Source organism: Aeromonas sp. HMWF014 (assembly GCF_963878295.1).
GTDB lineage: Bacteria > Pseudomonadota > Gammaproteobacteria > Enterobacterales > Aeromonadaceae > Aeromonas > Aeromonas popoffii.
In genome coordinates, this window is sequence record NZ_CAWNYS010000129.1 from 1 (window position 1) to 11,373 (window position 11,373).

Below are 11,373 nucleotides of genomic sequence, written 5' to 3' on the forward strand. Positions count from 1 at the left end.
GTGATGGCGGCGGTCAGGGTGGTTTTACCGTGGTCAACGTGGCCGATGGTGCCGACGTTTACGTGCGGTTTATTACGCTCAAATTTTTCTTTAGACACGACGTAGTCCTTCTAGGTTAAACCCGCCTACCGTCGTAGGCGGGGAATCATAAATTACTTGGATTTGCGCTCTTCGATGACTGCCTGAGCCACGTTGTTCGGGGCGTCGGAGTACTTAGCGAATTCCATTGCGTAGGAAGCACGACCTTGGGTAGCGGAACGCAGTGCGGTCGCATAACCGAACATCTCGGCCAGCGGCACCAGAGCACGAACGATCTTGCCGGACGGGCCGTCTTCCATACCTTCGATCAGACCACGACGACGGTTCAGGTCACCGATAACGTCGCCCATGTAATCTTCCGGAGTCTCGACTTCGACCTTCATGATCGGCTCGAGCAGTACCGGATTAGCTTTCATGTAACCAGACTTGAAGGCCATGGAAGCAGCGATTTTGAACGCCAGTTCGGAGGAGTCGACATCGTGGTAAGAACCGAAGTGCAGACGCACGCCCAGATCCATTACCGGATAGCCTGCCAGCGGGCCGGATTTCAGCTGCTCACGGATACCCTTGTCAACACCCGGGATGTATTCACCAGGAATCACGCCGCCTTTGATGTCGTTGACGAATTCGTAGGCTTTACCAGCTTCCAGCGGGTACATGTCGATAACGACGTGACCGTACTGACCACGACCACCAGACTGCTTGGCGTGCTTACCTTCGACATCCTTGACGGTTTCACGGATGGTTTCACGGTAGGCAACCTGCGGCTTACCTACGTTCGCTTCAACCTTGAACTCGCGACGCATACGGTCAACGATGATGTCCAGGTGCAGCTCACCCATACCGGCGATGATGGTTTGGCCAGATTCTTCGTCAGTCCATACGCGGAAAGACGGATCTTCCTGCGCCAGACGGCCGAGTGCCAGACCCATCTTCTCTTGGTCAGCCTTGGTTTTCGGCTCAACCGCGATGGAGATTACCGGCTCCGGGAATTCCATACGCTCGAGGATGATCGGTGATTTTTCGTCACACAGGGTGTCACCAGTGGTCACGTCTTTCAGACCGATGGCGGCAGCGATATCGCCTGCGCGAACTTCTTTGATCTCTTCACGCTTGTTGGCATGCATCTGAACGATACGGCCAAAACGCTCGCGCTTCTCTTTGACAGAGTTCAGCACTGAGTCACCGGAGTTAACCACACCGGAGTAAACGCGGAAGAAGGTCAGGTTGCCCACGAACGGGTCAGTGGCAATCTTGAACGCCAGAGCAGAGAACGGCTCGTCATCAGAAGCATGACGCTCGTCTTTGGTGACGCCGTCCAGCTTCAGGCCGTCGATGGCAGCTACGTCGGTCGGAGCCGGCAGATAGTCAACCACGGCATCCAGCATGGCCTGTACGCCCTTGTTCTTGAACGCGGAGCCACAGGTAACCAGGATGATTTCGTTGTTCAGAACACGCAGACGAAGAGCTTTCTTGATCTCTTCTTCAGTCAGCTCTTCACCACCCAGGTATTTTTCCATCAGGTCTTCAGACGCTTCAGCAGCAGCTTCAACCAGGGACATGCGCATTTCTTGCGCCTGTTCCAGCAGCTCGGCCGGGATCTCTTCGTAATCGAAGGATACGCCCTGGTCAGCTTCGCTCCAGTTGATGGCTTTCATCTTGACCAGGTCGATAACGCCCTTGAAGTTCTCTTCTGCACCGATGTTCAGTTGCAGCGGAACCGGGGTACCTTTCAGACGGGTCTTGATGTGCTCAACGCAGCGCAGATAGTTGGCACCGGTACGGTCCATCTTGTTGACGAACGCGATACGGGGAACCTTGTACTTGTTAGCCTGGCGCCATACGGTCTCAGACTGTGGCTGTACGCCACCTACGGCACAGTACACCATCACGGCGCCATCCAGAACACGCATTGAACGCTCTACTTCGATAGTAAAGTCAACGTGGCCGGGGGTATCGATGATGTTGATACGGTGCGGTTGGAACTGTTTACCCATGCCAGACCAGAAAGCGGTGGTCGCGGCGGAGGTGATGGTGATACCACGCTCTTGTTCCTGTTCCATCCAGTCCATGGTGGCGGCGCCATCGTGAACTTCACCGATCTTGTGACTGACACCGGTGTAAAACAGAACGCGCTCGGTAGTAGTAGTCTTACCGGCGTCAATGTGAGCGGAGATACCGATATTACGATAACGCTCAATGGGGGTTGTACGAGCCATTGTCATCCTCTTACTAGGAGCGGACCCCTAGATAACTGAAGGTGCGCAGAGCCAAGAGACCCTGCGCAAGCGGATTACCAGCGGAAGTGAGCGAAGGCTTTGTTCGCTTCAGCCATACGGTGAACGTCTTCACGTTTCTTGACAGACGAACCCTTATTGTCAGCGGCATCCAGCAGCTCGCCAGCCAAACGCTGAGCCATTGATTTTTCACCACGTTTACGAGCGGCGTCAACCAACCAGCGCATTGCCAGGGCATTGCGACGGACCGGACGAACTTCTACCGGCACCTGATAGGTTGCACCACCGACACGACGAGATTTAACCTCGACGGCCGGACGAATGTTGTCCAGGGCTTCTTCGAATACGGCCAGGTGATCTTTGCCAGATTTGGTGGCAATGATGTCCAGCGCGCCATATACGATGGCTTCGGAAACAGATTTCTTACCGTCAACCATTACTACGTTGACAAATTTAGCCAGCAGCTCTGATCCGAACTTGGGATCCGGCAGGATTTTACGCTGACCAACAACACGACGTCTTGGCATTTCAAATTCTCCGTAACTTCAGGGGTTACCCAAAACTAGAAAGTTATCTAACTAGAAACGAATTAACGTTTGGCCTTACTTAACGGAGAACCATTAAGCTTTCGGACGCTTCACGCCATACTTGGAGCGAGCCTGCTTACGGTCTTTAACACCGGCACAGTCCAACGCACCACGAACGGTGTGGTAACGAACACCTGGCAAATCCTTGACACGACCGCCACGGATCAGCACCACGGAGTGCTCTTGCAGGTTGTGACCTTCACCACCGATATAGGAGGTGACTTCGAAGCCGTTGGTCAGACGTACACGGCATACTTTACGCAGTGCAGAGTTAGGCTTCTTCGGGGTGGTGGTGTATACACGGGTGCACACGCCACGCTTCTGAGGGCACGCTTCCAGCGCAGGCACGTTGCTTTTCACAACGAGCTTGATGCGTGGCTTGCGAACCAACTGGTTAATAGTTGCCATCAAAAGGCTCCTGATAATGACTTCATAAACATGTGAAAAATCCTCCCCGCAGATACGGGGACGCGAAATTTTATGCCCTGTTGTCAAGGGAGTCAAGATTTATACAATCTGTGCCGCAAAAGGGCACAATGGTTCCCCTGTCAATAGTCATAACTAACTGAACTTCATCGATAAAAATGGATGCTAGCCACCCCAGGTCTGCGGTGACCCGTTCTCCGCGATCAATGCGACCAGGCCGGCCATATCCAGATCCATCCCGATCCTGTGCTGCAATCCCCTTGCCTGCAAGTCTTCTCGCATCACATAGAGCGGAATACCCGCCAGTCGCTCACCCCATTGCAGAACCGTGGCAGCGATAACAGCATCCTGCATTAGTACCAGCAGATCATCCGGCTGGCGATAGCAGAGCGCCTGTTCCAGATCCCGGCTCAGGAAGGGAGAGGTCAATATCAGCTGTATCATGATCACCTCAGAAACAGATGTGAGTCGTGCAGTGGTCCCACTGGTGGCGGATGTCGGCACGAGAGAGGCACTCGACGGGGATCAGCAGGTCATCCACCGTCAGACCGCGTTCGGTCAGTGAGTCGGCACACACATAGACCTCCTCGATGTCGTACAGCTCCAGTAGCTTGAAAGTCGGTGCATAGTGGCGCTGCAAGATGGTTTGAGGCTGTTGCTCCCTGACCAGTTGCAAGACACCGTCACCGACGAGGAACAGAGCCAACGACTCGGTCAGTGCCGAGGTCGCCAGCAAGGCATCCAGTCCTTCCCGTCCGGCGGACGTGCCATGAGGGCCGCGACGACACATAAAGGCTATCTTGTTCATCTCTCCCCCTAAAACTGGACAAAGCGATCGGCGGTCAGGCTGGCTTCGGCCAGCTGGCCCAGCCCGCTCAGGCAGAAGGGGGCCTGCAGGTTGAATTGATCCTTGCCTGCTCCCTTCGCCTCTGTCTCATCGAGCACACCGCGCCGCATGGCGGCGGCAACGCACACATCGATACGGATCCCCTGCCCTATGGCCAGCTCGCGCCACAGGGCCACCAGATCGGCCTCATCAGATGCCGGGGTATGCAACCCGTTACCATTACAGACCCCGTCCTGATAGAAAAACAGATGTGACAGCCGGTGGCCTTGCTCGAGGAGGCTCAAGGCGAAGCGGTAAGCTGTGCTGGCCGACTGGGTGCCATAAGCGGGCCCCGTTACCAGCAAGGCAAAACTCAGACTCATATCCGGACTCCTGTACAGGTGTATGTCCATTCTACGCCAAAGACAAAAAAGCCCCTCCTGGGAGGGGCTCTTCATTCAGCCGTGGATCAGACGTAAGCAATGGCTTCGACTTCAACCAGCACATCCTTGGGCAGACGCGCCACCTCCACGCAGGAGCGGGCCGGGGCCGAGTCGCCAAAGTAACGGGCATATACCTGGTTAAAGGCAACGAAGTTGTTCATGTCGCTGAGGAAACAGGTAGTCTTCAGCACCTTGCCGGTATCGGCACCCGCTTCCTTCAATACTGCAACCAGGTTCTTCATTACCTGCTCGGCCTGAGCTTCGATGCCGCCAGCCACTATCTCCATGGTGGCCGGATCGAGCGGGATCTGCCCGGAGGTGAAGACCAATTCGCCCAGCTTGGTAGCCTGAACATACGGACCAATTGCGGCAGGCGCCTTGTCGGTTGCAATCACTTCTTTAGCCATTCTTATCTATCCCCTTCTATGGCGCTTACTCGTTCTCGTCTTCACCCTGCTTGCGCTGTCGGATGTACAGATAAACGGTATGTTTGGAAATATTCAATTTGTCGGCGACTAGGTTGATCGAATCCTTGATATCAAATATGCCCTTCTCGAACAGCTGGGTCACGATAAACCTGTTTTTCGCATTGTTGGCAACCGTCGGATCGCGGTTGATCTCGTCGATGGTGTTGTCCACCGTCTGAGCGACCAGCTCTTCGACACTATTGGCAAAGGTCTCCGGCGACTGGCGCTCCACTTGCTGGGGCGTCGGGAAGAATTCGGCGACAAACTCGTGAAAAGGCGCATTGATGTGCAGGTTGATACAGATAAGACCGATCACCTGCTTGTCACTGTTCCTGATGGCGATGGTACTCGACTTCATCAGGGCGCCGGTACGGCTGCGGGCAAAATAACTCTGGGTGTAATCCTGGCCGGTATTCTCTATGTCCTTGAGCATACGCAGCGCGAGATCGGTAATGGGTGCCCCCTCATTCCGTCCCGTATTGAACCCGTTGGCAATCTTGATCACGGACTCATGCAGATTTTCCAGGGAGTGAAGAACCACTTCACAGTGCTTGCCGAACAGTTCGGCCAAGCCTTCGATAAGCCCTCCATAGGAGTGCAACAATTCCCTGTCTTCATCTGTAAAAGTGCGACCGCTCAGCTGCTCTTCGGGAAGCAGTACTTCCTCGATACCGACAGTCATGTTCTACCCCTGTAATAACCATTCAACTTTCACGAGTTTTCAATTGCGAGGGGGCAATGTCAACTTTTTTTGATTTTTTACTCCCCAACCTTGCTCTGGATCATCCGAATATCCACGTGGTGACTGAGGTTGGCGAGAAAGCGACCAACAAAAAGGGCTCCTTGAAGGAGCCCTTTTTCAATCACTGCAGCGGAAGATTACTCTTCGTCAAAACTGCCGGATGCGTTGAGCAGATCCGCCAGGTTTTGCTGAGCTTCATCGGCAGTCACCTGCGGTACGCCGACAGCACGAGCTGCGGCGGCACGCTGGTTGATCCGGCTATGGTGGTAGGCAAAGCCGGTACCAGCCGGGATCAGACGACCCACGATCACGTTCTCTTTCAGGCCACGCAGTTCATCACGCTTGCCGCCAACGGCCGCTTCGGTCAGAACACGGGTGGTTTCCTGGAAGGAAGCCGCGGAGATGAAGGACTCTGTGCTCAGAGATGCCTTGGTAATACCCATCAGAATATGACGGAAGGTAGCCGGGGCCTTGCCCTCTGCAACCAGCTTACGGTTGGCAATCTTCACACGCGCCACTTCAACCTGCTCGCCTTCGATCAGATCGGTGTCGCCAGCGCTCAGGATCTCGCACTTGCGCAGCATCTGACGAACGATGACTTCGATGTGCTTGTCGTTGATCTTAACGCCTTGCAGACGGTAAACGTCCTGCACTTCGTTGGCGATGTAGTTGGCGACCGGGCTGATACCGCGCAGACGCAGGATATCATGAGCAGACTCAGGACCGTCCGCCAGCACTTCACCCTTCTCAACTTTTTCACCTTCGAACACGTTCAGGTTACGCCACTTCGGAATCATCTCCTCGTAGACGTCGCCACCATCGGTCGGGGTGATGACCAGACGGCGTTTGCCCTTGGTCTCTTTCCCGAAGGAGATGGTACCGGAGATTTCCGCCAGGATGGCAGGCTCCTTCGGTTGACGTGCTTCGAACAGATCCGCAACGCGCGGCAGACCACCGGTGATGTCCTTGGTACCGCTGGACTCTTGCGGGATACGCGCCACCGCGTCACCCACACCCACGTTGGCACCATCTTCCAGGTTCACGATTGCCTTGCCCGGCAGGAAGTACTGGGCGGCGACATCGGTACCCGGGATCATGACATCTTTGCCGTTCAGGTCGACCAGTTTAACGGTCGGACGCATCTCTTTACCGGCACTCGGACGCTCGTTGACATCCAGTACGACGATAGAAGAGAGACCGGTCAGCTCGTCGGTCTGACGAGTGATGGTCACGCCATCGATCATGTGTTCGAACTGGAGGCGACCCGCCACTTCGGTGATGATCGGGTGGGTGTGCGGATCCCAGTTAGCGACAGTGTCACCGGCGCTCACGGCCTGGCCGTCCTTCACTTCCAACACGGCACCGTAAGGCAGCTTGTGGCTTTCCTTGGTACGGCCCATGTCATCCATGATGGTCAGTTCGGTAGAACGGGAGGTGATAACCAGTTTGTCATCACTGTTGTGAACGAACTTGGCGTTCTGCAGCTTGATGGTACCGGTATTCTTCACCTGGATGCTGTTCTCGGCAGCGGCTCGGGATGCGGCACCACCGATGTGGAAAGTACGCATCGTCAGCTGGGTACCCGGTTCACCGATGGACTGGGCGGCAATAACACCGACAGCCTCACCCTTGTTCACCAGGTGACCACGGGCCAGATCACGGCCGTAGCAGTGAGCACAGTTACCAAAGTCAGTTTCACAGGTGATGGCAGAACGCACCTTCACGCGGTCAACAGAGTTTTGCTCCAGCAGGTCACACAGCTGCTCGTCGAGCAGGGTGTTGCGCGCTACCAGGATCTCGTCCTCGGTACCCGGCTTGATCACGTCATCAGCGACCACACGGCCCAGCACGCGCTCACGCAGCGGCTCGACCACGTCACCACCTTCGATCAGCGGAGTCATCCACAGACCTTCGATAGTGCCGCAATCGTCCTCGGTGATCACCATGTCCTGCGCCACGTCAACCAGACGACGAGTCAGGTAACCGGAGTTAGCCGTCTTCAGTGCAGTATCCGCCAGACCCTTACGGGCACCGTGAGTGGAGATAAAGTACTGCAGTACGTTCAGACCTTCGCGGAAGTTAGCCACGATAGGGGTCTCGATGATGGAGCCATCCGGCTTCGCCATCAGGCCACGCATACCGGCCAGCTGACGGATCTGGGCGGCGGAACCCCGCGCACCAGAGTCGGCCATCATGAAGATGCTGTTGAACGACGCCTGCTCTTCTTCTTCACCCAGCGAGTTGATATCACGCTCTTTGGACAAGTTCTCCATCATGGCCTTGGAGACGCGCTCGTTGGCGCTGGCCCAGATATCGATAACCTTGTTATAGCGTTCGCCAGCGGTCACCAAACCGGACAGGAACTGGTCCTGGATCTCGGCAACTTCGGCTTCTGCTGCGGCAATGATGTCTTTCTTGGCATCCGGGATGACCATGTCATCGATACCAACGGAAGCACCAGACAGGGCCGCATAATGGAAACCGGTATACATCAGCTGGTCAGCGAAGATAACGGTGTCCTTCAGGCCCTGCTTGCGATAGCAGGTGTTCAGCAGTCGGGAGATGAGCTTTTTGCCCAACGCCTTGTTGGATACGGACTTGATCCAGTTCTGCGGATTGGCATCCAGATCAGCCTGCTCTGCAGCAGTCAGCACCTTGGGCTCATCGATCAGGGCGTATTCCATGCCTTTCGGCAGGATCAGGCTCAGGATCGCACGACCAACCGTGGTGTTTTTCATCTCGGTACGCTCTACCAGCGAATCATCTTCCTGACGGAGATATTCGGTGATGCGCACTTTGACGCGAGCGTGCAGATCGGCCAGACCGGCGCGATATACCTTCTCGGCTTCTTTCGGGCCGGCCAGCACCATACCTTCGCCCTTGGCGTTGATACGGGCACGGGTCATGTAGTACAGACCCAAGACCACGTCCTGGGAAGGAACGATGATCGGCTCACCGGAGGCAGGCGACAGGATGTTGTTGGTAGACATCATCAGGGCGCGCGCTTCCAGCTGGGCTTCCAGGGTCAGCGGTACGTGGACCGCCATCTGGTCACCATCGAAGTCCGCGTTATAGGCGGCACAGACGAGCGGGTGCAGCTGGATGGCCTTGCCTTCGATCAGGGTCGGTTCAAACGCCTGGATACCCAGACGGTGCAGGGTCGGTGCACGGTTCAGCAGGACCGGGTGTTCGCGGATCACTTCGTCCAGGATGTCCCAAACGACAGCTTCTTCACGCTCCACCATCTTCTTGGCGGCCTTGATCGTGGTCGCCAGACCGCGGGATTCCAGCTTGCCATAGATGAACGGCTTGAACAGTTCCAGCGCCATCTTCTTCGGCAGACCGCACTGATGCAGACGCAGCGTCGGGCCTACAGTGATAACGGAACGACCAGAGTAGTCGACGCGCTTACCCAGCAGGTTTTGACGGAAACGGCCTTGCTTACCCTTGATCATATCGGCCAAGGATTTCAGCGGACGCTTGTTGGAACCCGTGATGGCACGGCCACGACGGCCGTTATCCAGCAGGGCATCCACGGACTCTTGCAGCATGCGCTTTTCGTTGCGCACTATGATGTCCGGGGCAGCCAGGTCCAGCAGGCGCTTCAAACGGTTGTTACGGTTGATCACGCGACGGTACAGATCGTTCAGATCGGAAGTCGCGAAACGGCCGCCGTCCAGCGGTACCAGCGGACGCAGGTCCGGCGGCAGCACAGGCAGCACTGTCATGATCATCCACTCCGGCTTGTTGCCGGACTGCAGGAAGGCTTCCATCAGCTTCAGGCGCTTGGTGGTCTTCTTGCGCTTGGTTTCGGAGTTGGTCTGATCCAGCTCCTCACGCATGGTCTTGACTTCGCCTTCCAGATCGATGGCACGCAGCAATGCAAGGATTGCTTCGGCACCCATCTTGGCGTCAAATTCGTCGCCCCACTCTTCCAGTGCGTCCAGATAGTTCTCTTCGGAGAGCATCTGGCTGCGCTCGAGGTTGGTCATGCCGGGTTCGATCACTACATAGGATTCGAAATACAGCACGCGCTCGATATCACGCAGGGTCATGTCCAGCAGCAGACCGATACGGGACGGCAGGGACTTCAGGAACCAGATGTGGGCAGTCGGGCTGGCCAGCTCAATGTGGCCCATACGCTCGCGACGGACCTTGGTCTGGGTCACTTCTACGCCACACTTCTCACAGATCACACCACGGTGTTTCAGGCGCTTGTACTTGCCGCACAGACACTCGTAGTCCTTCACCGGTCCGAAGATACGGGCGCAGAACAGACCATCACGTTCCGGCTTGAAAGTCCGGTAGTTGATGGTCTCAGGCTTTTTGACCTCACCGAATGACCAGGAGCGGATCATGTCAGGAGAGGCCAGACCGATCTTGATACTGTCAAACTCTTCGGTCTTGGTCTGAGCCTTCAAAAACTTGAGTAAGTCTTTCACGTGTTTCCCCTGTCAGGAGTCTAACCTCGGCGCCCTGCTGCCAAAGCAGCGGGGCGCCCACGTCAATTCTCGAACAATAAGAGCGAGCTCTTACTCTTCGTCCAGCTCGATGTTGATACCCAGAGAGCGGATTTCCTTCAACAGTACGTTGAAGGATTCGGGCATGCCCGGCTCCATACGGTGGTCGCCATCCACGATGTTTTTGTACATCTTGGTACGGCCATTCACATCGTCAGACTTGACGGTCAGCATTTCCTGCAGGGTATATGCCGCACCGTAAGCCTCCAGGGCCCACACTTCCATCTCACCGAAACGCTGACCACCGAACTGCGCCTTACCACCCAGCGGCTGCTGGGTAACCAGGCTGTAAGAGCCGGTAGAACGCGCATGCATCTTGTCGTCTACCAAGTGGTTCAGCTTCAGCATGTACATGTAACCCACGGTGACCTTACGCTCGAAGGCGTTACCGGTACGACCGTCGAACAGGGAGATCTGGCCGGATTCCGGCAGATCGGCCAGCTTCAGCAAGGCCTTGATTTCGTGCTCTTTAGCACCATCAAAGACAGGTGTAGCGACCGGCAGACCCTTGCGCAGGTTACCCACCAGGGTACGTACGTCGTCGTCAGACAGCTCGGCGATGTCCACTTGCTTGGTGTCTTTCTCGCCCAGGTCATAGACCTGTTGCAGGAAGTCACGCATCTCGTGCAGCGCACGCTGTTCTTTGATCATGCGGTCGATCTTCTCGCCGATACCCTTGGCCGCAAGGCCCAGGTGTACTTCGAGGATCTGACCGATGTTCATACGGGACGGTACGCCCAAGGGGTTCAGTACGATATCGACCGGACGGCCGTACTCGTCATGAGGCATATCCTCGACCGGGCAGATCTTGGAGATAACACCCTTGTTACCGTGACGGCCCGCCATCTTGTCACCCGGTTGGATGCGACGCTTGACTGCCAGGTAAACCTTGACGATTTTCAGTACGCCCGGCGCCAGATCATCACCCTGGATAATCTTGCGACGCTTGTTCTCGAACTTCTTGTCGAAGTCGGCTTTCAGCTCGATGTGCTGTTCGGCGATCTGTTCCAGCTCGATCTGCTTGGCTTCATCTTCGATGGCCAATTCAAACCATTTGGTACGATCCAGCTTGTTCAGACGATCTTC

Annotated in this window: 11 protein-coding genes; all 11 read right to left on the reverse strand. The window is 55.8% G+C overall.

Annotated features, from left to right (window positions below):
* Positions 1-98 (reverse strand): GTP-binding protein (locus AAC083_RS05110; protein WP_201796754.1); only part of this gene is annotated, 98 nt, incomplete at its 3' end.
* A 54-nt stretch (positions 99-152) separates the two neighbouring features.
* Positions 153-2,258 carry an elongation factor G gene (fusA, locus tag AAC083_RS05115; protein WP_108536014.1) on the reverse strand — a complete coding sequence of 702 codons (2,106 nt, stop codon included), beginning with the start codon at positions 2,256-2,258 and terminating at the stop codon, positions 153-155.
* Positions 2,259-2,332: 74 nt separating this feature from the next.
* The gene (gene rpsG, locus AAC083_RS05120; protein ID WP_005318583.1) at positions 2,333-2,803 is read right to left on the reverse strand and encodes a 30S ribosomal protein S7; all 471 of its coding nucleotides are present in this window, start codon (positions 2,801-2,803) and stop codon (positions 2,333-2,335) included.
* Positions 2,804-2,896: 93 nt separating this feature from the next.
* Entirely contained in the window at positions 2,897-3,271 is a 375-nt protein-coding gene (rpsL, locus tag AAC083_RS05125; protein ID WP_005306278.1) for a 30S ribosomal protein S12, read from the reverse strand.
* 183 nt (positions 3,272-3,454) lie between these two features.
* Positions 3,455-3,733, reverse strand: a complete 279-nt coding sequence (gene tusB / locus AAC083_RS05130) for a sulfurtransferase complex subunit TusB (protein WP_108536015.1) — start codon at positions 3,731-3,733, stop codon at positions 3,455-3,457.
* A gap of 7 nt (positions 3,734-3,740) precedes the next feature.
* A complete protein-coding gene (tusC, locus tag AAC083_RS05135) occupies positions 3,741-4,097 on the reverse strand; it encodes a sulfurtransferase complex subunit TusC (RefSeq protein WP_108536016.1) in 357 nt (118 codons plus the stop codon).
* Between the two features lie 8 nt (positions 4,098-4,105).
* Complete coding sequence (tusD, locus tag AAC083_RS05140; protein ID WP_108536017.1) at positions 4,106-4,498, reverse strand: sulfurtransferase complex subunit TusD; 393 nt, start codon at positions 4,496-4,498, stop codon at positions 4,106-4,108.
* An 86-nt stretch (positions 4,499-4,584) separates the two neighbouring features.
* Positions 4,585-4,965, reverse strand: a complete 381-nt coding sequence (locus tag AAC083_RS05145; RefSeq protein ID WP_042036016.1) for a RidA family protein — start codon at positions 4,963-4,965, stop codon at positions 4,585-4,587.
* A gap of 25 nt (positions 4,966-4,990) precedes the next feature.
* A complete protein-coding gene (locus AAC083_RS05150; protein ID WP_042036015.1) occupies positions 4,991-5,707 on the reverse strand; it encodes a helix-turn-helix transcriptional regulator in 717 nt (238 codons plus the stop codon).
* A 197-nt stretch (positions 5,708-5,904) separates the two neighbouring features.
* Entirely contained in the window at positions 5,905-10,209 is a 4,305-nt protein-coding gene (rpoC, locus tag AAC083_RS05155) for a DNA-directed RNA polymerase subunit beta' (RefSeq protein ID WP_108536018.1), read from the reverse strand.
* 90 nt (positions 10,210-10,299) lie between these two features.
* The coding region (locus tag AAC083_RS05160; protein ID WP_445206871.1) for a DNA-directed RNA polymerase subunit beta at positions 10,300-11,373 on the reverse strand (1,074 nt) is incomplete at its 5' end.

Bases quoted from the DNA above. Each gene is read 5' to 3' on its own strand.
- tusC (WP_108536016.1), bottom strand. From the start codon at position 4,097: ATGAACAAGATAGCCTTTATGTGTCGTCGCGGCCCTCATGGCACGTCC.
- rpsL (WP_005306278.1), bottom strand. From the start codon at position 3,271: ATGGCAACTATTAACCAGTTGGTTCGCAAGCCACGCATCAAGCTCGTT.
- AAC083_RS05145 (WP_042036016.1), bottom strand. From the start codon at position 4,965: ATGGCTAAAGAAGTGATTGCAACCGACAAGGCGCCTGCCGCAATTGGT.
- AAC083_RS05150 (WP_042036015.1), bottom strand. From the start codon at position 5,707: ATGACTGTCGGTATCGAGGAAGTACTGCTTCCCGAAGAGCAGCTGAGC.
- tusD (WP_108536017.1), bottom strand. From the start codon at position 4,498: ATGAGTCTGAGTTTTGCCTTGCTGGTAACGGGGCCCGCTTATGGCACC.
- fusA (WP_108536014.1), bottom strand. From the start codon at position 2,258: ATGGCTCGTACAACCCCCATTGAGCGTTATCGTAATATCGGTATCTCC.
- rpsG (WP_005318583.1), bottom strand. From the start codon at position 2,803: ATGCCAAGACGTCGTGTTGTTGGTCAGCGTAAAATCCTGCCGGATCCC.
- tusB (WP_108536015.1), bottom strand. From the start codon at position 3,733: ATGATACAGCTGATATTGACCTCTCCCTTCCTGAGCCGGGATCTGGAA.